Origin of the sequence: Tenacibaculum sp. MAR_2010_89 (assembly GCF_900105985.1) — a bacterium.
GTDB classification, from domain to species: domain Bacteria; phylum Bacteroidota; class Bacteroidia; order Flavobacteriales; family Flavobacteriaceae; genus Polaribacter; species Polaribacter halocynthiae.
In genome coordinates this window covers 386,329-412,490 of the sequence record NZ_FNUB01000005.1, presented here as the reverse complement: position 1 = coordinate 412,490, position 26,162 = coordinate 386,329, and the positions used below count along the sequence as shown (strand labels likewise).

Annotated in this window: 13 protein-coding genes; 6 read left to right on the top strand and 7 right to left on the bottom strand. The window is 31.7% G+C overall.

The features are described 5' to 3' along the window. Positions 1–290: 290 nt before the first annotated feature. The 5 genes from BLV71_RS05420 to BLV71_RS05400 form a co-directional block, all read right to left on the bottom strand. Positions 291–4,649 (bottom strand): GEVED domain-containing protein, encoded by a 4,359-nt coding sequence (locus BLV71_RS05420; RefSeq protein ID WP_093869562.1) that lies wholly within the window; start codon positions 4,647–4,649, stop codon positions 291–293. Positions 4,650–4,724: 75 nt separating this feature from the next. Next, entirely contained in the window at positions 4,725–8,135 is a 3,411-nt protein-coding gene (locus BLV71_RS05415; protein WP_093869561.1) for a GEVED domain-containing protein, read from the bottom strand. A gap of 232 nt (positions 8,136–8,367) precedes the next feature. Next, entirely contained in the window at positions 8,368–11,850 is a 3,483-nt protein-coding gene (locus BLV71_RS05410) for a M4 family metallopeptidase (protein WP_093869560.1), read from the bottom strand. A gap of 68 nt (positions 11,851–11,918) precedes the next feature. Next, complete coding sequence (locus tag BLV71_RS18740) at positions 11,919–14,609, bottom strand: GEVED domain-containing protein (protein WP_255405121.1); 2,691 nt, start codon at positions 14,607–14,609, stop codon at positions 11,919–11,921. 273 nt (positions 14,610–14,882) lie between these two features. After that, positions 14,883–17,597 carry a GEVED domain-containing protein gene (locus BLV71_RS05400; RefSeq protein ID WP_093869559.1) on the bottom strand — a complete coding sequence of 905 codons (2,715 nt, stop codon included), beginning with the start codon at positions 17,595–17,597 and terminating at the stop codon, positions 14,883–14,885. A 179-nt stretch (positions 17,598–17,776) separates the two neighbouring features. On the opposite strand from BLV71_RS05400, the gene BLV71_RS05395 reads away from it, so the two are divergent. Genes BLV71_RS05395 through BLV71_RS05370 form a run of 6 tightly spaced genes read left to right on the top strand, consistent with a single transcriptional unit; the run spans position 17,777 to position 24,536 of the window. Next, complete coding sequence (locus BLV71_RS05395; RefSeq protein ID WP_093869558.1) at positions 17,777–19,435, top strand: ABC transporter ATP-binding protein; 1,659 nt, start codon at positions 17,777–17,779, stop codon at positions 19,433–19,435. 51 nt (positions 19,436–19,486) lie between these two features. Then, the gene (locus BLV71_RS05390) at positions 19,487–20,503 is read left to right on the top strand and encodes a sugar phosphate nucleotidyltransferase (RefSeq protein WP_093869557.1); all 1,017 of its coding nucleotides are present in this window, start codon (positions 19,487–19,489) and stop codon (positions 20,501–20,503) included. Then, positions 20,481–21,479 (top strand): tetratricopeptide repeat protein, encoded by a 999-nt coding sequence (locus BLV71_RS05385; RefSeq protein WP_093869556.1) that lies wholly within the window; start codon positions 20,481–20,483, stop codon positions 21,477–21,479. Before BLV71_RS05390 ends, BLV71_RS05385 begins: the two co-directional genes overlap by 23 nt. Before the next feature lie 20 nt (positions 21,480–21,499). Next, positions 21,500–22,267 (top strand): lipoprotein insertase outer membrane protein LolB1, encoded by a 768-nt coding sequence (locus tag BLV71_RS05380; RefSeq protein ID WP_093869555.1) that lies wholly within the window; start codon positions 21,500–21,502, stop codon positions 22,265–22,267. Then, the gene (locus tag BLV71_RS05375) at positions 22,268–23,479 is read left to right on the top strand and encodes a murein hydrolase activator EnvC family protein (RefSeq protein WP_093869554.1); all 1,212 of its coding nucleotides are present in this window, start codon (positions 22,268–22,270) and stop codon (positions 23,477–23,479) included. Positions 23,480–23,501: 22 nt separating this feature from the next. Further along, a complete protein-coding gene (locus BLV71_RS05370) occupies positions 23,502–24,536 on the top strand; it encodes an AI-2E family transporter (RefSeq protein ID WP_093869553.1) in 1,035 nt (344 codons plus the stop codon). A 64-nt stretch (positions 24,537–24,600) separates the two neighbouring features. On the opposite strand, the gene BLV71_RS05365 is transcribed toward BLV71_RS05370, so the two are convergent. Together BLV71_RS05365 and BLV71_RS05360 are read right to left on the bottom strand one after the other, a co-directional pair. After that, on the bottom strand, positions 24,601–25,113 hold the full coding sequence (locus BLV71_RS05365) for an acyl-CoA thioesterase (protein WP_093869552.1): 513 nt from the start codon (positions 25,111–25,113) through the stop codon (positions 24,601–24,603). 70 nt (positions 25,114–25,183) lie between these two features. Beyond that, the gene (locus BLV71_RS05360; RefSeq protein ID WP_093869551.1) at positions 25,184–26,086 is read right to left on the bottom strand and encodes an HU domain-containing protein; all 903 of its coding nucleotides are present in this window, start codon (positions 26,084–26,086) and stop codon (positions 25,184–25,186) included. Positions 26,087–26,162: the final 76 nt, after the last annotated feature.

The following is a 26,162-nucleotide window of genomic DNA, read 5'->3' as shown; positions in this document are numbered from 1 at the left end:
TTCTAAATTTTATACAAAGAAACAAAAACCCAAACAAAATGCTCGAGTTTTAAAAACTATTAATTTAAGATGTCTAACTTTTTATTTTACTTTGAGTTTATAAATTACAGTTTCTTCCACTCTTTTAAATCAAATTATATCAGTTTCTGTTTTTAACCATTACTATTATAAATGCTAGATGAAATAGGTTAGTAATTCTTTAAGAAAATTAAGTTAACAAAAATTAATAAAAAAACCCTGAGCTTTTGCCCAGGGTCATCATTAGTTAAAGAAAGAAGGGTTTTAAAAAATTATCTTTTAACTAATTTAGTAGTCAATGATTTTTGACCATCATTTGCTTCTAATAAGTAAATTCCACTTTTTAAACTAGAGATATTTACTGTGTTATTCATAGTTTCACCTTTTAACACAACTTGACCAATTGTATTAGTGATTCTGTAATTTACATTTTCATTGTTACCAAACTTTACAATAATGCTGTTAATTGCAGGATTAGGATATGCAATTAAACTTGGTAAACCATCTCTATCTAATGGTTCAGCAGATAAATCATTTGAAGAAGTAGTTCCAGCTAAAGAAGAAGATGAACTAACGATATTAACCGTATAATCTTCTACTTCACCATCAGCAAATGTTTCACAAGCTGTAGACGCTGCGTTATACTTCATAGAAACACGCATTCTTGTTTGACCTAAAGTTGCTCCTGCAGGTATTGATATATTTGCAGATCTATTTGAAGCTGAACTAGAAGAACCTAAAGAGGTTTGCTCACTACTTTCAAAAGTTCCATTTCTATTATAATCAATCCATACTGTAAAGTACTCAGTATAAGAAGAACTATTAAATCCTGCACTTACTACTATTTGATTAGTAGTTCCTTGAGTAACTGTAGCTACCTTAGAAGTAAAATCACCATACCCACCATTTGCAGCAGTTGTATTTGTCATTCCTCCGAAAGAAACATAATCAATCCATTCATAAGTAACTCTATTTCCTTTTGAAGCACAATAATTTACTACATTACTCAATGTTGTAACATTTACTACATTACTTGCAGAAGAAACGTTTCCAGCAGCATCTTTTGCCTTAACTGAGAATGTATATGCAGTATTTGCCGTTAATCCTGTTACATTATAAGAAGTAGTTGTTACAGTTGCTAACTTAGTAGTACCTCTAAAAACATCATATCCAGTAACCCCTACATCATCAGTTGAAGCAGTCCAACCTAATGTTAATGAAGTTTGAGTAACACTTGAAGAAGTTAAACTACTAGGAGCTGTAGGTGCCTGTGTATCTGGCCCATCATTAACTGCTGTTACAGATAAATCATCAACAGCGATATCACTAGACCAACCACTACCAGTTGTTCCTACAATTCTTAACTTAACATTAGCACCTAAATAAGCACTTAAGTTAACTTTAATAGAATTCCATTGGTTTCCTTTACTTCCTGAATCAGACCATAAGTCAGTCCAAGTTGTTCCATTCGAAGATCCTTGAACTTTTAAAGACCCTATATTATTCCCATACATATGGTTTTTGAAACTAAAAGAAGCTGAAGATTTATCAGACAAATCAAAACAAGCACTTTCTAAAATAGCTGTTGCATTTGCTCCAATTTTTCCTGGGCTATTATTCGTTGAAGCTTCTAAAAACATATAAAAAGAACCTTGAGTTGCTGAACTTGGTCCAGTTCCGTTAGATGGTGTACTACCACTTTTTCTTACCCAGTTTCCATCATCACCAGTTACTTGTACCCATCCATCATTAGATTCGAATCCTTCACTATAAGGAAATGATGTAATTGTTGATGAACAAGACATTGTAATAGCTGTAGTAGTAGCACTTGCTGTATTACTTGCCGTTGAGATATTTCCAGCTGCATCTTTTGCTTTTACTGTAAAAGTATATGCTGTACTTGCTGTTAATCCTGTTACATTATAAGAAGTTGTTGTAGACGAACCTATTTTAGTAGCCCCTCTAAACACATCGTATCCAGTTACTCCTACATTATCAGTTGAAGCTGTCCAATTTAAAGTTAAACTAGTTGCTGCAATTGAACTAGTTGCTAAACTAGCTGGTGCTGTTGGTGCTTGTGTATCTGCTACTGCATTACTCGTAAATGATCCTGTAAACACTCCTCTACCGTAGGTAGAAGCAATTACTTTGTTGGTTGCATTATCTCCACTAACATCCCAATAATCAAACGATGTTACACTAACATCACTCATTCCATTGTATGCTTGTGTCCAGTTTGGATTAGCATCATTAAAGTTTGACGTTGACCAAACTCCTAATTGAGTTGCCAAAATAGCTTCAGTTCTATCTAATGGATTTTGTAATAAATCTCTTACAGGAATATTTGGTAAATTTCCTTCTTTACTAACCCAGTTCGTACCTCCATTAGAAGTAGCCCAAACACTAGTTACACCATAATTATGAATTGTAACGAAAATATCATTTGCAGTAGCTCCAAATCGAACAGATGAAACAGACCCTACAAAAGGAGTAGCAATATTTGTCCAAGTTGCACTACTGTTAGTAACATTAGTTAATCTTAATAATTTACCATTAGCCAATCCAACATACCAAGAATTATTAGCAAAAGGAGAAGGTTGAAAAGCAGTAGGACTAGCATCTAATAGTGCATTTGTTATTGTTCCATTACTATTTGCTGCTACATTAATACTTAAAATAGCCTTGCTTGAAGATGTAGATTTATTAGATAATAATCTATTTGCCTGACTATCGTATCCCATTGGATTTACAAAATCACCAGTATTTTGAGAATCATTAAAAAGAGTAGTTGCCCCTCCTTGTTGTCTACCTAAACCATTCCAAGGTAAACTAAATCTGTAAATAACATTTCTTACATAAGTAGCTATCATATATTGACCGTCTTTATCAACAAACGTATAAAAACCATCACCATCACTTAAATCAGTCGAGCTATTAACTCCAGCAACAGCATTTCTAAAAGCCTGTGTTCCATTGTCTTGTGCACCAGCACTAAAAATACCATCAACATCTCCGGCTCCATCTGGTCCAATTGCTGCTTTTACAAATTGAGTAACATTGTATCCTTTATTTCTTTTTCCTATAACCCCTCCTGAATTTCCAGAATAATAAACTCCTCCATCATTTCCAAATAATATCTTTGATGAATCATTATTACCGAAAGCTATTGAGTGTTGATCAGCATGTACATTTTGATGACCAAAACCTCCATACCAATGAGATAATTGAGACCATGATGTTCCTCCATTAGTAGTTTTAAATAAATCAATACCTCCAACATAAACAATATTATCATTTGTAGGGTCAGCTTCAATTACTAAATCGTAAAATGCTTGTCCTCTTGTAAAATCTGTTGAAGATATCCCAGTATCTGCATCATTTGGTAATGACGTTGAAGTTACTGAAGTAAAACCATTTGTTGTCTTATAAATATGAACCGGAGCAGCAGAAGTTGTTCCTTGAGTTAATGCATAAATTTTATTAGCATTCGTAGCAGAAGTTTCTAACTCAACTCTATTTGAATTTGTTAAAGGAGAAGCTGCAGCTTCTGTCCAAGTAGACCCATTTGTTGAACTGTATACTCTACCTCCACTATTAGCATCTAAAACAGACTTAATAGTTCCCATCCAAATCGTATTATTTGCACTTACTTCTAAATCATTTGGTACATAATAATAATCATTACCGCTAAATGTATATCTCATGTTAGCAGATTCTATTCGATTCCAAGTAGTTCCATTATTTGTAGAACGATAGATACCAGCTGATTGTAATCCTAGCCAATTTTTTGGACTAGATGCATCACCATAAACGTGAGCACCTACTGCTACGAATAATTCTGTTGATGCTCCATTATCCCATGCTAAAATATCATTTACATAATGTATTCCTGAAAGGAAAATATTACTTGCATTATGATTAATAATTGCTGTACCTGAAGCAGGTATATTAATTGCATTCCATGTAGTACCCCCATTAGTAGTAACATAAACTCCGTTACCTACAACATCACCTGCAGTATACTGTTCTCCTGTACCAACATACCATGTATTAGAGTTTCTAGGATCAACAGTAATAGAAGTTACCGATAAGTTACCTGGAACATTCTGAACCCTTGTCCATTGAGTATTTGCATTACTAATATTCGTGTTTTTCCATAAACCTCCACTTACACCACCAGCATACACTGTATTATTTGTTGCATCATTTGGATCAAACAAAATTACTCTTGTACGTCCTCCTACATTATTAGGACCTCTTTCTACCCAAGAATTACCTGCATCTCCAGGGCCTCTTTGTTGTGTATTATTTCCTTTAGCTGATCTACTTTTTAATAAATCTTCTCTTAGTTTAGCTAGCGTACCATCTTCCATTTGTCCAGTAGCTGGATTCATAGTAAGCATTTGCATTTGATCAAAATACCTATTAGGAGGTAATCCTTTTAATTTTCTTTCTTTTTTCCCCCATTTTAAAGATTCATTTAAAGGGCTTTCGTCTAAAAAGGTTTTATGAACCTCTCGTTGTTCAGCTATTGTAGCCGAAACGTCTTGCTTCTTTAAATAATCAGATCCAATAATTGAAATTGCTGCAACTGATAAGCCGCCAATCAAAAACTTAAATTTATTGTTCATTTGATTAATGTGATTAGTAAAAAATAGCTAGGGATCACTCCCTAACTATTTTTTGTTTATAAATAAATGTGTAGATTATTTTTTTACAATCTTAGTCTTTAATGATTTTTGACCATCATTAACTTCTAACATATATATTCCAGAATTCAAGTTTGAAACATCTAAGTTTCTAGATTTCATTTGCCCAGATTTTACAACACTTCCTATAGTATTTACAATTCTATAAGTCATATTTTCTGCTTTTGATGCAAACTTAACTTGAACAAAGTTTGTAGCTGGATTAGGATATGCCATTAAATCTAATACATTTTGATTAGAGAAAGGCTCTCCTGTTACAGTAACATCTGAGAATGTAGTTAAACTAGCACTAGAAGCAGTAATGTTTACTGTATAATCTTCTACTTCTCCATCTCCAATATTAGCTTCACAAGATGTTGGTGCTGAATTATATTTCATAGAAACACGCATTCTTGTTTGTCCTAATTTTGCATTTCCTGGTATTGTAATATTTGCTGTTCTGTTTCCTGAGCTTGTTGAATTACCTGAAGTTACCTGTTCTCCACTATCAGTAAAGTCTCCATCTCCATTGTAATCTATCCAAATAACAAAATACTCATTGTATGCAGTACTTCTAAATCCAGCACTTACTACTAATTGATTAGTACTTCCTTGTGTTACAGTAGCAACTTTAGATGTGAAATCTCCATATCCTCCGTTTGCTCCAGTTGTATTAGTCATTCCTCCAAATGATACATAATCAATCCACTCGTAAGTAACTCGTGTACCTTTTGAATCACAATACGACACTACAGTTCCTAAAGTAGTAACACTTGCAGTATTACTTGATGATGATACATTTCCTGCTGCATCTTTTGCTTTTACTGTAAATGAATATGCAGTATTTGCTGTTAATCCTGTTACGTTATAACTTGTTGCAGTGGTAGTTGATCCTATTTTTGTTGATCCTCTAAAAACGTCATATCCTGTTACCCCTACATTATCTGTTGAAGCTGTCCAGTTTAATGTTAATGTTGTTTGAGCTATACTTGCTGCTACTAAACTACTTGGTGCACTTGGTGCTTGAGTATCTGCTACTGCTCCCTGAACATTTACTGTATAATCTTCTACTTCTCCATCAAAGTTTGTTTGACATGAAGTTGGGTTTGCATTATACCTTGCTGAAACTCTCATTCTTGTTGCTCCTACTTTTGCATTTGCTGGAACTGCTACTGCTTTAGTTGGTAATGCTCCGTTAGATACATTACTTATGTTTCCTAAATCGTATGTTTCTCCGCTATCAGCAAAATCTCCATCTTGATTCCAGTCAATCCATGCTATTGCGTCAACTCTATAATTACCATCAGTATTTACTGATACTGTAAGGTTTACTGATGAAGATTGAGATACTGTAGTACTTAAATTAGTAAAGTTTTCATATCCAACATTTTTAGCTGGTCCATCTGCTTTATCAATAGATCCAAATACTACTCTTGTAACTCCTGTTGCATATGATGTGTTTCCACTAGATGCACAATAGTTTATTTGTACTGCTGTAGTTGTAAAGTTTACTGAAGCACTATAATTAGAGTTTCCTGATGAACACTTACTACGAACTTGAGCTTCATATTGTGTAGAAGCTGATAATCCACTTAAGGCTTTTGTTGTTCCAGATACTGCGCTTGTTGTCCATGAGCTAGTTCCAACTTGACGGTATCTAACATCATACGTTGCTCCAGAAACTGCTGTCCAGTTTACTGTTGCTCCTGTTGCAGAAACTCCACTTGTTGAAACTCCTGTTGGTACTGTTGCATTACAAACTACTGGAGTACCTGTAATTCCTGTTACTATTAAAGAATAATTTTGACTACCTCCTGTTAAAGAACCTTTATGAGTTACTGTTATAGTATAGGTTCCTGAAGCTCCAGAAACATCAACTCTTTCAAAAGGATCAACATTATTATCTCTTTTTGCATTTGTAGTTGCACCTGTTAATTCATAAGGTAAATTAGTTGTTCCACCTTTAGTAACTCTTAAATCTAAATCATTTACTAAAACTGGTGTAGTAGAGTTTACAGTTGTATTAGCTGTACCTGGTCTATCTGTCCATGAAATTGATGCTAATAACGGGTTTGTTCCATCAGAATCAACAGTTATTGTATATGTTTGACCAGAAGTTAATGTTAACTCTTCTATTTTTGATTGATTTCCTTTCTGAGTAATTACTTGAGCTGCCTTTTTAGTATTTAACAATCCCCAACCAAAAACTGCATCAGGTCCAGAAGCTCCTGCATCATCAGCAGTATGTAAAGCTAAACCTTTAAGTGTTGCAGCTCTCATATAAGAACTATGTGTATTATTATTATGCTGTTGTAAAAGCAGTAATGAACCTGTTACATTAGGAGAAGCCATTGATGTACCAGTAATAGAATTATATGCAGTATCACTACTTTCATAAGTAGAATATACTCCAGTACCATTACCTGTAATATCTGGTTTTATTCTAAAATCATCAGTTGGCCCTTCACTACTTGAACTATTGATAGATACAGAAACTAAATTTCCACTAGCATCAACATTAGCATCTTGTGCATTTGCAACTACTAAGTTATTCTTAGATGTAGAATGTCCTGTTAATTTATCAAAACCAGAACCTCCAGTAGGATTGTTATTTGCTGTATTATCGTTACCATCGTTACCTGCTGCTACAACCATTAAATAATTTGGAGCATTAAACATTATCTCATCCCAAGCACGAGATTCTGTTATATACCCTCCAAAATAATGTTGAGGTAATAATACTTGCCCTGTATTCGGGTTTCTAACTCTATAACCGTATGAGTGATTAGAGATTAACATACCGTTAGCTGCTGCAGTTGTTGCTTCAGCTTTATCACTATTCCAATCATAACCAACAGCTTTAGCATGTGGAGCCATTCCTTTAGCATTAGCTTGTACTCCAGATGCTATAATAGTTCCTGTAACGTGAGCGGCGTGAAAGTTTTTTGTTGTAGTACCATCACCAATAGAGAAGCGGTTATTTCCTCCTGCTCCATCATATTCTTGGTGGGTAGTTCTTGCTAAACCACCATCCCAAACATGGGCTGTCATACCTTGACCCATTACATTCAATCCTAATGTTCCCCCTGAATGTAAGTGATTCGTTCTCGTTGATTTTGCTGCATCAACGTTAAAAGTTGTGTAGTAAATTGGCTTTCCGTCTACAACTCTTTGAAGTTCAACCATACTTCCATCTTTGGTTGTGAATTGAGTTTTCCAGCCGTTCTTTTTAGCTAATCGTAAAGCTTGTTGTTTTTCATTTGAAGCATTTTCTTGGAAGTTTTGCTTCATAACATTTAGTTTGGTTAAATCGTATTTACTACGAATTTTTTCAGCCTCACCTTTGTTTTGAGCTTGTAGTTGTGCTTGGAAACTTAATCCAATTAACGCACCTGTAACTACAAGACTTTTAAAGTACTTGTGTTTCATTTTTAGAAGGGTTTTAATTTAGTGTTTGGTTTTAATTTATTACTATTTATTTAAGGTAAATAATCTTAAATTCTTAGTTTTTTCATTAAAACAATGCCAAATATATAATTTTTTTTTTAACAAAAAAATAACAATTTAAAAAACACCTTAAATAACTTACTGAAAAACAACAAAAAACCCTGAGTTTTACTCAGGGTTTTATTCATATTAAATTAATATTATTTTAAATTTTTTACTTTTTTACCAATTTAGTTTTTAATTGTTTTTGACCATCATTTATTTCTAACATATAAATTCCAGAATTTAAACTTGAAACATCTAAATTTGTTGATGTTATTCTTCCAGATTTTACTACACTTCCTATAGTATTTACAATTCTATAAGTAATGTTTTCTGCTTTTGAAGCAAACTTAACTTGAACAGTATTAATAGCTGGATTTGGGTATGTCATTAAATCTAAAACTCTTTCATTTGTAAGAGCATCTGCTTTAATTGTTGATGTTAAAGTATTAATAATTGAAGCACTAGCTGTAGTAATATTTACAGTATAATCTTCAACTTCCCCATCAGCAAAAGTTTCACATGCTGTAGATGCTCCGTTGTATTTCATTGATACACGCATTCTTGTTGTTCCTAAGCTAGCTCCTGATGGTACATTTACGTTGTATGATAAATTTCCTGAACTTGTTGAATTTCCTGATGCTACTTTTTCACTTGATTCAAAAGTTCCATTCTGGTTATAATCAATCCATATTGTAAAAAACTCATTATAAGCTGTGCTTCTAAAACCTGCACTTACCACTAGTTGATTTGTACTTCCCTGAGCTACCGTTGCCGTTTTAGATGTGAAATCTCCATATCCACCATTTTTTCCAGTACTGTTAGTCATTCCTCCAAATGATACATAATCTATCCATTCATAAGTAACTCTATTCCCTTTAGAAGTACAGTAGCTTACTACTGTTCCTAAAGTAGTTACATTTACAACATTACTTGAACTTGATTCATTTGAGGCTGCATCTTTTGCTTTTACTGAAAAAGTATATGCTGTATTTGCTGTTAATCCTGTTACATTATAGCTTGTTGCTGTTGTTGTTGATCCTATTTTTGTTGATCCTCTATAAACATCATAGCCTGTTACTCCTACATTATCAGTTGATGCTGTCCATCCTAAACTTAAACTTGTTTGTGAAACACTTGAAGCAGCTAAACTACTTGGTGCACTTGGTGCTTGAGTATCTGCTTGTGCTGATCCTATCACTACTGTATAATCTTCTGTCTCTCCATAGTTGTATGATCCACATGCACTTGGAACTGCATTATAACGCAATATAACTCTCATTCGAGTTGCTCCTTCACTTGCTCCTGATGGTACTGTAAAAGAACCACTTACTGATGTATCTTTTGAAGCTGCTTTTGTCCAAACTGTTTCGCCTGAATCTGAAAAATCTCCATCTTTATTATAATCAATAAAAACTCCATAACCTTCATTGTAAACCGTTCCTGTCCATTTTGGCGTAATCGTAATACTATGAGAAGTTCCTTTTGCTAAATTGGTAGAGATAGAAGTGTGATCTGTATATCCATTTCCTCCTGTTGAAGTATTACTTATACTTCCTAATTCTACTTTTTGAATATATTCATCTGATACACTATTTCCTTTTGATGAACAATAATTAACTGGAGCTGTTCCAGTAGTTGTTACACTAACATTAGATGCTGCTCCATCTCCTCCTGATGAACATTTTGCTTTCACTACACATACATAAGCTGTTCCTGCAGTTAAGCCAGTAATTACCTTAGATGTTCCATTAACTGTACTATCTGTTCCATTAACTGTTACTGTATAAGAGCTTGCTCCTGTAACTGCTGTCCATGTTAAAGTAAATCCATTATCATTAATACTAGAACCTGCAAAATTAGTAGGTGCTGCTAATGCACAAGATTCAACAAATGCATCTCCTACACCAACAGCATGCCAAGCATTAGTTACTGATTTTACCTCATCACTATTAGCTCCGTATAAATCTGTAGCTGCCGATATGGCACCATTTCTAGCATCCTCAAATTTAGAATTAGCAGATAAATAATTTACTTCTAAACGATAAGAAATTTTAGCTGCTTTAGTCATTCCAATACCTGTAACATTAAATGAATTATTAATGTCATTTGTTCCAGATCCACCTACAGTTAATAAATAAAACCAATAATTTAATACTCCTGAGTTTGTGTGTACACCACAATAATCATTTGATTGTGTTGGTGTTCCACAATTTGGTTCTTTCCAATAAGTTCCTCCATAAGTATCAGGTTGATTTCTTTCATTAGGGTTACTCATAGAACGTAAAGCTACTGCGCCAGTTCTTCTATCTATTTCATCACCTATTAACCAAACTGAAGCGCTTGGTGCACTATCATTACCATTTCCTTTTGCAAAATGCTCAACTGCAGCTCCCCAAATATCAGAAAACCCTTCATTTAATCCTCCAGATTCTCTTTGATAAGCTAAGTTTGCAGTATTTGAACAAACAGCGTGACCTATTTCATGAGCTGCAACATCAATAGATGTTAAAGCATCAAAATTACCATTTCCTTCACTTCCATTTGATGATCCATCACCATAAGTCATTACCGAACCATTCCAAAAAGCATTATCATAACCTAATCCTCCTGCTACATTATCGTAATGTACATAACTATTTATTGCTGCTCCAGATCCGTTAAAACTATTTCTATTGTGTTTAGATTGAAAATAGTCATATGTTTTCTCAGCTCCCCAGTGCGCATCTAAAGCTGCATTATCTTTTGCTGCATTATCAAATTCTGCCGCTGTCCAATTATTATCAGCATCTGTAAAATTTGTTGATGGATAACTCGGTTGACCTCCACTATTATAAGTGTTAACTCCATTTCCTCTAGTATTATCTCTTAACGCATAACTACTACCAATTACCCTGGTAGTTATAGACTGTGTTCCACTATACCTAGTTGCTGCATTACCAGTAGCTAAAGTTTCAATAATTTTATCTTTTATACTATTATTTACAGTTCCTAAATTCTTTGAAGAATGTGCATGTTCATCTAAATGCTTAATTATTGCATTAAAAAACAAAACTTCCCCAGTATGAGCATCTATGTATAGATGACCTCTACTTAAAGGCTGTGTTGCATAGATATCAAATTTATATGCCAATCTTGCTTTATCTTTTCCTATAACTTCTCCTGGAAGTATTAACAATTCTCCCACTGGCTTTTTATAATTATCCATTTCTTTTGCTGCTTTAGGAGAATCCCAAAGGTATTTTTCAGCACCTGTATGAGTTATAGCTCTATTAAAAGCTATTTCTTTAGATAATTTTGGAACTATATTCACACTACTTACATCATAAAGTTCTCCATTCATACTCTGTAAGTTCCCATTCTTTGCATGCGCCATGTAGGTAGCAAACTCAACCTTAATCCCTTTAAATTTTTGTTGATATTTATTATGCGTAAAACCTAATTCATCTTGCCTAGATTGTACTTTTATTAAATTATCTTCAGAAGATAATCTAAGCTTTTCTTTAATTAAAACTGGAGCTTTAGTTAAAGCAATTTTTGAAGAATTTTTAAATTTAATTTGTCTTGGTTTAGTGTTATCTTGAGCATTCATAGTGAACACACCAGGCAACAAAAAAGCCAAAAACATTGCGTTTTTAACGTAACTTTTTTTCATTTTTAGATGGGTTTAATTTAAAATTGTAAAAAAACCCTGAGAGAACCTCAGGGCTTAGTAGTTAGTTTTTACTTTTTAATAAATTTGGTTGTTAATGATTTTTGACCATCATTAACTTCTAGAATATAAACCCCAGAATTTAATTTCGAAACATTAAGAATAGAAGAGTTCAAATCACCAGATAAAACAACACTTCCTATAGTATTTGTTATTCTGTAAGTTGAATTTTCAGCTCTTGAAGCTAATTTTACTTGTACAAAATTTGTTGCAGGACTTGGATGAGCCATTAAATCCAAAACATTTTCATTTGTTAATGGTGCAACATTATCTAGAATTGTACCTCTACTTACATTTGAAGTAATATTTACCGTATAATCTTCAACTTCACCATAAGAAAATGCTTCACAAGCGGTTTGAGCTGCGTTCCATTTCATAGATACACGCATTCTTGTTGTTCCTAAACTAGCTCCTGATGGTACACTTACGTTGTATGATAAATTCCCTGAACTTGTTGAGTTTCCTGATGCTACTTTTTCACTTGACTCAAAAGTTCCATTCTGGTTGTAATCAATCCATATTGAGTAATATTCATTATAGGCAGTACTTGTAAAGCCTGCACTTACCACTAGTTGATTTGTACTTCCTTGTGCTACAGTTGCAGTTTTAGATGTAAAGTCACCATATCCACCATTTGCACCTGTAGTATTAGTCATTCCTCCAAATGATACATAATCAATCCACTCGTAATTTATATTGTTTCCTTTCGAAGCACAATAAGATACTGTGTTTGATAAAGTAGTTACATTTACAACATTACTTGAACTTGATTCATTTGAGGCTGCATCTTTTGCTTTTACTGAAAAAGTATATGCTGTATTTGCTGTTAATCCTGTTACATTATAGCTTGTTGCTGTTGTTGTTGATCCTATTTTTGTTGATCCTCTATATACATCATAGCCTGTTACTCCTACATTATCAGTTGATGCTGTCCATCCTAAACTTAAACTTGTTTGTGAAACACTTGAAGCAGCTAAACTACTTGGTGCACTTGGTGCTTGAGTATCTGCTTGTGCTGATCCTATCACTACTGTATAATCTTCTGTCTCTCCATAGTTGTATGATCCACATGCACTTGGAACTGCATTATAACGTAATATTACTCTCATTCGTGTTGCTCCTTCACTTGCTCCTGATGGTACTGTAAAAGAACCACTTACTGATGTATCTTTTGAAGCTGCTTTTGTCCAAACTGTTTCGCCTGAATCTGAAAAATCTCCATCTTTATTATAATCAATAAAAACTCCATAACCTTCATTGTAAACCGTTCCTGTCCATTTTGGCGTAATCGTAATACTATGAGAAGTTCCTTTTGCTAAATTGGTAGAGATAGAAGTGTGATCTGTATATCCATTTCCTCCTGTTGAAGTATTACTTATACTTCCTAATTCTACTTTTTGAATATATTCATCTGATACACTATTTCCTTTTGATGAACAATATGATATCGTTACTACAGGTGTTGTAAAGTTTACTGATGCACTATAAGCAGAGTTTCCAGACGTACATTTACTACGTACCTGAACTTCGTATTGAGTAGAAGCTGATAACCCACTTAAACTAGTTGAAGTACCAGTTACTGCATTCGTAGTCCAAGAACTTGTTCCTGTTTGACGGTATCTTACATCATAGGTAGCTCCAGACACTGCTGTCCAAGAAACTGACGCTCCAGAAGAAGTAACACTAGATGTACTAACACCAGTTGGTACAGTTGCAGTACAAGCGGTAGATCCTCCAGTTTTATCAGATAATGCTAACGAACGTCTAACTCCTCCAGCATCTAAAACAGCTCTCATTCTAGTCTTTTGACCTGCTGTATATAAATTCATACAAGCATCATCAGAATAATCCATATAGTTTTGTACCATATCTTCAGAACCACAAGAAGTATGACCAGTTACACATCCATAATTAGCTGCATCAGATTCAGGTGTATCAGATACGAAATCATCAGTACCACATGCTCCATCACCCCAAATATGGCGTAAGTTTAAGAAGTGTCCTACTTCGTGTGTGGTAGTTCTTCCTTTATCGAATTTAGCAGCTAAATAAAAACCAGTACCTTTATCCTTACTACCAAAATATTGTGGACTCATTACAACTCCATCAGTTGCAGCACTTCCTCCTGGGAATTGTGCATATCCAAGGATTCCTCCACCAATATTACATACCCACATATTTAAATACTCGGCAGTATTCCAAGGATTTACTCCTCCTTGAGATAACTTTTTCATTGCATCACTGGTTCCCCATGATGTTTTTGTAGATGATTTTCTTGTAATACCTGTTGTAGGGTTTCCATTTGGATCAACCTTCGCTAAATAAAACTCTATTTCTGTATCAGCAGCTTGAGACCACTTATTTGTTTTATCAGCATTTGTTCTTCTAAAATCTTCATTAAGAACATCAATTTGAGATTGGATTTGAGCAACACTAATGTTTTCTTGTGAATTACTATAAATTACATGTACTACTACTGGTAATTGAATAACATTACCTACTATTTTGTTTTTAGTGTTTTGCATTTCTTTTACTCTTTTTTGAGTAAAAGCTTCAATTTTTTGCATTCTTTCTTTTAATAATGGATCTTGAGATTGACGGTGTTCAAGATTTTCCATTGCATGGCAATTTCTTTTTTCTTGGGCGAAATTAGCACCCACAAAAAACAAGCACGTAAGTGCTAAAATAATTCTTCGTTTCATTTTAGAAGGGTTTGGTTTAAAGTTTGATTTATAACTAAAAATAGTTATTCAAGATATATAGCCTGTTGTAGTAGTAAATTTTTACAAAACATTTTGATTATGTAGTAGTTATTGTTGTTGTTTTTTGTAAAAACTCTGTCAAATATATAATTTTTTTGTTAAAAAAAACAAAAAACCTCATTATTTAAACCATATAACTTACTTATACACAACAAAAAAGCCCTAGAGAACGTTCTCTAGGGCTTTTTATTATTAAGATCTATTGAATAAATCTTACTTTTTTATAAATTTAGTTCTTAATGATTTTTGACCATCATTAACTTCTAACATATAAATTCCTGAATTCAAGTTTGAAACATTTAAACTTCTAGACATCATTTTTCCTGATTTCACAACGCTTCCTATAGTGTTTATAACTCTATATGTAATGTTATCACTTTTTGATGCTACATTAACTTCAATGAAGTTAGTTGCTGGATTTGGATACGCCATTAAGCCTAAACCACTTTCACTTCTTAAAGTTTCAATATTACTTATACTAGTACCTTTACTTGTATTAGCTGTAATATTAACCGTATAATCTTCTACTTCACCATCTGCGAAAGTTTCACATGCTGTTGATGCTGCGTTATACTTCATAGAAACACGCATTCTTGTTTGTCCTAAACTAGCTGAAGACGGTATAGTTATGTTTGAAGATCTATTTGTTGAACTTGATGAGTTTCCTGAAGCTACTTTTTCACTCGCCTCAAAAGTTCCATTTTTATTATAATCAATCCAAATTGTAAAATACTCATTATAAGCTGTGCTTCTAAACCCAGCACTTACTATTAATTGGTTTGTACTTCCTTGTGCTACTGTTGCCACTTTAGATGTGAAATCTCCATATCCCCCGTTTGCTCCAGTTGTATTAGTCATTCCTCCAAATGATACATAATCAATCCACTCGTAAGTAACTCTATTACCTTTTGATGCACAATAGTTAACTACAGTTCCTAAAGTAGTAACACTTGCTGTATTACTTGATGATGATACATTTCCTGCTGCATCTTTTGCTTTTACTGTAAATGAATATGCAGTATTTGCTGTTAATCCTGTTACATTATAGCTTGTTGCAGTGGTAGTTGATCCTATTTTTGTTGATCCTCTAAAAACGTCATATCCTGTTACTCCTACATTATCTGTTGAAGCTGTCCAGTTTAATGTTAATGTTGTTTGAACTATACTTGCTGCTGCTAAACTACTTGGTGCACTTGGTGCTTGAGTATCTGCTACTGCTCCTTGTACATTTACTGTATAATCTTCTACTTCTCCATCAAAGTTTGTTTGACATGATGTTGGATTCGCATTATACCTTGCTGAAACTCTCATTCTTGTTGCTCCTACTTTTGCATTTGCTGGAACTGCTACTGCTTTAGTTGGTAATGCTCCGTTAGATACATTACTTATGTTTCCTAAATCATATGTTTCTCCACTATCTGCAAAATCTCCATCTTGATTCCAATCTATCCATGCTATTGCATCAACTCTATAATTACCATCAGTATTTACTGATACTGTAAGGTTTACTGATGAAGATTGAGATACTGTAGTACTTAAATTAGTAAAATTTTCATATCCAACATTTTTAGCTGGTCCATCTGCTTTATTAATAGACCCGAATACTACTCTTGTAACTCCTGTTGCATATGATGTGTTTCCACTAGATGCACAATAGTTTATTTGTACTGCTGTAGTTGTAAAATTTACTGAAGCACTATAATTAGAGTTTCCTGATGAACACTTACTACGAACCTGAACTTGGTATTGTGTAGAAGCTGATAATCCACTTAATGTAGCTGATGTAGTTGATGATGCATTAGTTGTCCATGAGCTAGTTCCAGCTTGACGGTATCTAACATCATACGTTGCTCCAGAAACTGCTGTCCAGTTTACTGTTGCTCCTGTTGCAGTAACTCCACTTGTTGAAACTCCTGTTGGAACTGTTGCATTACAAGTAGTTCCACTTCCAAACTTATCAGATAACGCTAAACTACGTCTAGAACCACCTGCTTCTAATACAGCACGCATTCTATTTTTTTGCCCTAATGTAAATAGGTTCATACATGTATCATCCGAATAGTCCATATAATTTTGAACCATATCTTCAGAACCACAAGAAGTATGACCAGTTTTACAACCATAATTAGCTGCATCAGATTCTGGTGTATCAGATACAAAATCATCTGAACCACATGGTCCATCACCCCATATATGACGTAAGTTTAAAAAATGTCCAACCTCATGAGTTGTTGTTCTACCTCCATCAAATGGTGATTGCGCAGTACCAGTTGTACCAAAATACTGGTCAGCCATTACTACTCCATCAGTAGAAGCTGCTCCACCTGGAAATTGAGCAAATCCTAAAATTGTACCTGAACCTCTTGTTAATTTATCAACAATCCACATGTTAAGATATTCAGAAGTATTCCAAGGGTCAACCCCACCTCTAGATGATTTCTTCATATCATTACTAGTGCTCTGATTTTGAAGATCCCAAGTAGATTTACTAACTGAAGTTCTAGTAATACCTGTTGTAGGGTTACCATTAGGGTCAATAGTTGCTAATTTGAATTCAATTTGAGTATCAGCAGCTTGTGACCATTTATTAGTTCTATCTGAATTTGTTCTCCTAAAATCAGCATTCAACACATCTAATTGTGATTGAATTTGTGCCGTACTAATATTATTAGTTGAATTTGTATATAATATATGAACTACTACAGGTAGTGTAATTATTGATCCAGAAATTTTTCTCTTGGTATTGTTGTTCTCTTTGATTTTTCTTTGGGTGAATCTTTCAATTTCATCCATTCTTTTTTGTAATGTAGGGTCTTGTCTTTTTCTATTTTCCAAGTCTTCCATTGCATGGCAAGTTCTTTTCTGTTGGGCAAAGGTAGCTCCAGCAAAAAATACGCACATTAATAACAAAGTAATTTTTTGTCTCATATTAGAAGGGTTTTAAGTTAAATTATTAATTATTTTATTGTTTTTTACATAAAAATGTATAGAAAGTTCGGCAAATATATAAAATTTATAAAATAAAACAACAAACAGCCTCAATTCGATACATTATTCGTAAAATAAAATCTAATAAAAAAGGTTATTTTTACAAAAAACACCTATAAATGCTACATATTAAAAATTTATCTATTTCTTTTAAAACAAATGAAATTTTAAACAAAGTTTCATTTTCAATATATAAAAATGAAATTTTAGGTATTGTTGGAGAAAGTGGTAGTGGAAAATCTATTAGTTCACTAGCTATTATGGGTTTATTAACTAAAAACGCTACAGTTTCAGGAGAGGTTCTTTTTGAAAACAGAAACCTACTATCTCTTAAAGAAAATGAATTTCAAAAAATTAGGGGAAAGGAAATCGCTATGATTTTTCAAGAACCCATGAGTTCTTTAAACCCAACTTTATCTTGTGGTTTTCAAGTAGCAGAAATTTTACACCAACATAATTCTTTTACCAATAAAGAAATTAAGCAAGAAGTAATTAAATTATTCAAAAAAGTAAAACTACCAAGGCCAGAACAATTATATAATTCATATCCTCATGAAATTAGCGGAGGGCAAAAGCAACGAGTTATGATAGCCATGGCAATAGCATGTAAACCTAAAGTTTTAATTGCTGATGAACCTACAACAGCTCTTGATGTTACTGTTCAAAAAGAAATTATTTTACTATTAAAAGAACTTCAAGAAGAACATAAAATGAGCATTATTTTTATTTCTCATGATTTAGCTTTGGTTTCAGAAATTGCAGATAAGGTTGTTGTTATGTATAAAGGGAACATTGTTGAAAAAGGAACTGCTTCATCTGTTTTTTTAAACCCAAAAGAAAACTACACAAAAGCATTAATAAAATCAAAACCAACTATAGATAAACGGCTAAAAAAACTACCTACTATTAGTGATTTTATCAATGGTACTGTTAAAAACACAGTGTATACTAATGAAGAACGAGAGTTATTTCATCAAAAAATATACAATCAAACTCCTTTATTAGAAATAATTGATTTAAAAAAAGAATTCATTACTAATGGCTCATGGTTCTCTAAGAAAAATAAAGTTGTAGCAGTAAATTCAGTTTCATTTAAAATCTATGAAGGAGAAACCTTAGGTTTAGTAGGAGAAAGTGGTTGTGGAAAAACAACCTTAGGTAGAACAATTTTACAACTAGAAAAAATAACTTCTGGACAAATAATTTACAAAGGAGATGATATTACCAAACTTTCAAAAAACAACTTAAAAAGTATAAGAAAAGAAATTCAAATTATATTTCAAGATCCTTTTTCTTCTTTAAACCCCAGAATTACTGTTGGAAAAGCTATTATAGAACCTATGATAGTTCATAATATTTTAACATCTAATAAGGAGCGTAAAGAATATGTTTTAAATCTTCTTAAAAAAGTAGGTTTAGAAGCCGATCATTTTTATCGTTATCCTCATGAATTTTCTGGAGGTCAACGTCAAAGAATTGGAATTGCTCGCACTATCGCTTTACAACCCAAACTTATTATTTGTGATGAATCTGTATCTGCTTTAGATGTATCTGTTCAAGCACAAGTTCTTAATTTATTAAATCAATTAAAATCAGAATTTAATTTTACATATATCTTTATTTCTCATGATTTATCAATTGTAAAATATATGGCCGATCAATTAGTTGTAATGAATAAAGGGCTTATTGAAGAAATAAATGATGCCGATATTATTTACAACAACCCTAAAACAACGTATACAAAAACGTTAATTGAAGCAATTCCAAAAGGGTTATAACTTTTTTCAAAGATTATTTAATAGTATATTGCAGCATTAAAAAAGAAACATATGAAAATTATTGTTCCTATGGCAGGAATTGGGTCTAGATTACGACCTCATACTTTAACTATTCCTAAGCCATTGACTGTTATAGCTGGTAAACCTATTGTACAACGTTTAGTTGAAGATATTACTTCTGTTGTTAATCAACCTATTGAAGAAATAGCTTTTATTATTGGCCCAGCAGCAAAAGGTTTTCCTTCAAATACTAAAGATGAACTTTTAAAAATAGCCTCTAGTTTAGGAGCAAAAGGAAATGTATATGTACAAGAAGAAGCTTTAGGTACGGCACATGCAATTCATTGTGCAAAAAATTCTTTAAGTGGACCTTGCGTTGTAGCTTTTGCTGACACTTTATTTAAAGCAGATTTTACATTAGATGCAAATGCAGATGGTGCTATTTGGGTAAAACAAGTAGAAGATCCTAGTGCTTTTGGTGTTGTAAAATTAAAAGAAGGTGTAATCTCTGACTTTGTAGAGAAACCAAAAGAATTTGTTTCTGATTTAGCGATTATTGGAATTTACTACTTTAAAGATGGTGATAAATTATTAAATGAAATTAATTATTTAATTGATAATGATATTAGACCTTCTGGAGAGTTTCAATTAACTGAAGTTTTAGAAAATTTAAAGCAAAAGGGAGCTCAGTTTATTCCTGGAAAAGTAGATGCTTGGATGGATTGTGGTAAAAAAGACCCAACAGTGGATACTAATAAACAAGTATTAACTTTTGAACAAGCTGATGGTAATAATTTAGTGTCAAAAGACGTTATATTAGAAAATTCAGAAATTATACAACCTTGTTACATTGGAGAAAATGTAGTTTTAAAAAACACAAAAGTTGGACCTTATGTTTCTATAGGGGCTAATAGTGTAATTGAAGATTCTACTATTGTAAATTCATTAATTCAAACCAATGTTCAAATATCTAATGCTAATTTAGATAATGCTATGATTGGTAATCATGCAAAATATAATGGTAAATATACATCAGTAAGCATAGGTGATTATACAGAACTTACATAAAAAAAACTTTAAAATTTGGATTGAAAGTAAAATTAGTAAACATATTTTTTGTGCTTTTTTTACTTTCATTTTACTCCTCATTCCTTCTTCATTACTTTCTCAAGACAGTATTCCTTTAGCTGCTTCTGTTGATGAGCAAAAAAGTATTGATTTTCAAAAGCATTTTTTTAAAGCAATCACTCATAAAGCCATTAATAACCATCAAAAGGCTATTGAAAGTTTAGATGAGTGTAATCAACTTATTCCAAATGATGTAAGTGTTCTTTTTGAGCTTTCTAAAAACTATCACAAGTTAAATAAATATATTGAAGCTGTTGAGTATGCTAATAAAGCGTTAGTTTTAAAACCAAATAATCTTTGGATTTCTGAGCATTTAGTTCAAGTGTACAGAAGAAATAATGCTTTAGATCAAGCTGTAGAAATACAAAAAAACATTTCAAAACAGCATCCTAAAAAAAAACAATATCTAGTCTATTTATACTTACAAAAAAACGATATTGATTCAGCTAAATCAGTTTTAGCTGAGCTTGAAGCTGCTAAATTATTATCTCCTAGACTTAGGCGAATAAAAAAAAGGTTGACCTATCCTAGCAATACTAAAAATCAATTATCAAAAAATATTGATAATACTACCAAGGCTAACTATGAAAGTCAATTCAAAAAAAATAAATCTTTTTCTACATTAAAAACACTACTTACAAAGTTAGATTTAGAAAACAATTCTAAATTACTAGTGTATAGTAAAGAAGGTATAACACTCTTTCCTGCACAACCTTTAGTGTATTTAATGAATGCAAGAGCAAACAATAAAAGCAAAGAATATAAAAAAGCTATTGCTAGTTTACAAAATGGTATTGATTTTGTGATAGATAATCCTGTTATGCAAACTAACTTTTATAATGAGCTTATTAAATCCTATCAAGGTATTGGAGACACTAAAAATGCTAATAAGTATCGTAAAAAAATAAAAAAATAATTTTTCAAACCTATAAAAGAATGAAATTATTAAAATACATACTTGTTTTATTAGTTGTTTTTACTTCGTGTAAATCAAATAAGTCAATAACTACAACCAAAGTTGTAAAACAAATGTCAGCTAGAAGAGTTGCTAAAAAACACACAGCTGAAAATTTTGAAAAAAGAACTATTGACGCAAAGTTAAAAGTAAATTACAAAGACAATAAGGAGAATATAGGTTTTTCAGTAAGAATGAAAATAAAAAAAGATGAAGTAATTTGGTTAAAAGGAACTAAGTTTATTACTGTTTTTAAAGCTAAAATAACTCCTACAAAGGTTAGTTTTTATTCTCCTTATAAGAAGAATTATTTTGAAGGTGATTTTTCAATGTTAAAAAAATTACTTGGTACTGACATAAATTTTAAACAACTTCAAAACATGTTACTTGGTCAAGCAATATTTGATGTAAAATCACAGCGTCAGAACGTTGAAATCATCAAAAATTCGTATCAATTATCACCCAAAAAACAACCTAATTTGTTTGATGTATTTTTCTATATAAATCCATTACATTACAAATTAGATAAGCAATCATTAGTAAACGCTATTAAAAATCAACGCTTAGATATTTCATATCCTACTTATATGAATAAAGAAAACATTGTTTTTCCTAACAAAATAAACATCTTAGCAAAAGAAAGTTCTAAATTTACTAATATTAATATGACGGTACGATCTGTTAATTTTAATACTAATTTAAATGTTGATTTTTCAATTCCTAAAGGATATAAAGAAATACAGTTATAAATGAAAAAATCTCTTTTTTACATATCATTTTTATGTCTGCTTTTAACTAGTAGTTTTTCTTCTTATTCACAAACAAGAAAAGAACTTGAAAAACGACGTTTTAATATAAAAAAAGAAATTAAACAGGTAAATACTTTGCTTTTTAAAACAAAAAACAAAAAAAGTAATGCCTTAGATGATTTAAAAGACATCAATCAAAAAATCAGTATTAGAGAGCGTTTAATTGAAACAATTGAACTTGAAACTGAAACACTTGATAAAGAAATTGAAAAAAATAAAAAGCAATTAGTAAACTATAATGAGCAATTAGTTAAGCTTAAAAAAGATTATGCTGATATGGTTGTAAAAACACATAAAAGTAAATCTTTACAAAGTAAAACTATGTTTTTACTTTCTTCTCAAAGTTTTTACCAAGCCTATAAAAGGCTTAAATACATGGAGCAATACAATAATTTCAGAAAAAAACAAGGAGAAGAAATTATTGTAAAAACAAAAGATATAGAGAAGTTAAATGATTCTTTACTTACTAGAAAAAAAATCAAAAAACGTTTAGTTGGTGAGGAAAAAGAAAATAAAGAAGAAATTGAAAGTGATAAAGAAAATCAAGAGAAATTAATTTCGAAAATTAAAAAACAAGAAAAGAAATATAAAAGAGATCTTTTAAGAAAACAAAGAGAAGAAAAAAGAGTAGTAGCTAGAATTGATAAATTAATTAGAGATGCTATTGCTAGATCAAATAAAAAGAAGAAAAAAGGAACTAAAAAATCAACTGAATTTAGTTTAAATGCTGAAGAAAAAGTTTTACTTGCTAGCTTCGAGCAAAATAAAGGTAATTTACCTTGGCCTGTAAAAGGTATTATAACTAGAAAATATGGTGTTCAACCTCACCCTACATTTCCTGGAATAAAAATAAACAGTCCTGGATTGCATTTCGTAACAAAACAAAACTCAAATGCTAAAAGTATTTTTAATGGAAAAATACTGGTTGTTCAAAGGCATGCAGATGGAAGAAAATCAGTTTACGTTCAACATGGTAATTATATTTCTACGTATAACAATTTAGAAAAAGTATATGTAAAGAAGGGAGATGCCATTAAAACCGGTGACAAACTTGGTAAAATATTTACTGATAAAATAACAGGTAAAACTAAATTAAGTTTTGTTTTATATAAAAACACGAACCGTTTGAATCCTTCTGACTGGATACAATAAAAGTTTATAATCAAAAGAAAAAGTGAAAAACGCAGCATACTTTATCGTTATTACTATAGCTATTCTAGCAACGTTAGTTATTGGAAAAGGAATTCTAATTCCTTTTATTTTTGCTTTAATTTTTTGGTTTTTAACAAGAGAAATACGAAAAACTATATATCGTATTCCATTAACTAAGAAATATATTCCTAAATGGCTATCTAATGTATTTGTTTTCACTTTAATCATACTTAGTTTTAGCTTTATTTCTGAAATAATAACAAATAGTATTACCACATTAACCTCATCATATCCAAAATACGAACCTAATATTGATGCTATCATTACTAAAGTTGATAGTTATTTTCATGTTGATATTATTAAATCTGTAAAAGGTTTTATTGGAAAATTTAATTATGGATCTATTTTAGGTGATATTGCAAATGGTATCAGTAGTATTTTAGGTGATACTTTTATGATAATAATTTATGCCTTATTTATATTTTTAGAAGAATCTAGCTTAAAAAAGAAATTGCATAAAATGTTTCTTAACGACGAGGAAAATTATAATAATATGCAAACCATGTTAAGTAAGATAGAAGAGTCTATTTCAAACTATTTACGCTTAAAAACATATGTGAGCTTACTTACAGGTATTCTAAGTTATATTGTTTTACTTTTAGTAGGTGTTGATAGCGCACCCTTTTGGGCATTTTTAATATTCTTATTAAACTATATACCAACTATAGGATCTTTAATTGGTACGGTTTTTCCTGCCATATTTTCCTTATTACAATTTGGAGAGTTAACACCTTTTTTAATTGTTTTATTTGCCGTAGGAAGTATTCAAGTAATTGTTGGTAATGTTATAGAACCTAAACTTTTTGGAAAATCATTAAACTTAAGTCCTCTAGTAACTATAATATCACTTGCTGTTTGGGGTAAAATATGGGGTATTACAGGTATGGTGTTAAGTGTACCCATAACAGTAATCATGATTATTATATTTTCACAATTCGAAAAAACAAAATCAGTTGCTATTATTTTATCTGAAAATGGTGATATAGAAGAAATTTAATCAAAAAAGTTAATTTCTTTTGTATGTTTTTAAAATTTACATTTTTAAAACGTTTTAAAGCCTTTTAAGACGTAAACAACGCTTTTAACTCTGTAGCGTTCTTTGGTTCCATTTTACCTGCTAAAACCAAGCTTAATTGCTTTCTACGTAAAGCACCATCATAACGTTTTTGTTCTAATTCTGTTTCTGGTTCAATTTGTGGAATTGGTACAGGCTTTCCAGTTTCATCAACAGCAACAAATGTATATATACCTTCATTTACCTTTGTTTTCTCTCCAGATTGACGGTCTTCTATCCATACATCAACATAAACTTCCATTGATGATTTAAAAGCACGTGAAACCTTTGCTTCAATAGTAACAACACTACCAACAGGAACAGACTTTGTAAAAGCAACATGATTTACTGTAGCAGTTACCACAATTCTTCTAGAATGACGACGAGCAGCAATACTACACGCTCTATCCATGCGTGCTAATAATTCACCTCCAAAAAGATTATCTAAATAATTTGTTTCTCCAGGTAAAACTAAATCCGTAAGTGTAGTTAACGATTCTCTAGGTGCTTTTGCTCTCATCTTATAAGTTTGATGCAAAGATATACATAATGCAACAAAATAAAAGAGCTAAAAAAAGATATAAAAAAGACTATTTTTCTAGTAGCCACGCATCTTCAGAAACAGTTTCTTTTATGCGTAATAATTCCTTACGAGCCAATTCTTTAGTTTTATAACCATCAAATGCTACTTGCGTTAATCCCCAAGAGTTTTTACCAAGAATTTTTGCATCAAATCCTTGTTCTTTTAATTCTTCAACCTTTTTAACAGCATTTTCTTCTACTTGAAATGCACCTGCAACAATATAAAAGTTTATTCCTTCTTCTTTTGTTACATTTAAATTTATTGTAGGTAATGGACTATCTATTACAAAAGTTGCTGATTGTATTTTTTTCTCTAAAGATTTTTCTTGACTAGCTAGCATTTTTTGTTGCTGTTTATTTTGAACTCCATTCCATCCAGTATAAATAACCCCAACAACTGCCGCTGCAACTGCCGCTCTTTTAACAAAAATAGGAATCACTTTTTTAGTTTCATCTTCCTCTAATGAAGGTAATGTTTTAACCTCTTCATTGAATCGTTTAATTTCTTTGGATTCAGTCTCTGATAAACCAAAAGATTCTACTAAAAAGTTGCTATTATTATTAGGTTCAAAAATTAACTGCTTATCTTCATTTAAAGTAAGCGTACCAACTTTATCAACCTTAACAAGTGAAGTTTCTAATTGTTCCTTCCATTTAGTAACTTCAATTGAAATTTTCTCAGTAGCTTTTTCAAAAGAAATTTTTTCTACCGAAGCAATATGGTTTGCCAATAAACCATCATTATGTTGTAAATACGCATTAAATGTTAATTTCTTTTTAGGCGGATAAAAAGTACTTGTAGAAGCATTTATTTTTGCACCAATTTTATTGGTTACGAACCCTCCAAAATTAGGAACAATTACGCAGTCGTATCTATATAATAATTCGTTTATGTAGTTGGCTAATGTCATAAAAACAAAACTAGTAATTTTAATAGTTGTTTCTATTTTTTTATTAGAATACTTATTAACACTTTTTTTGTATATT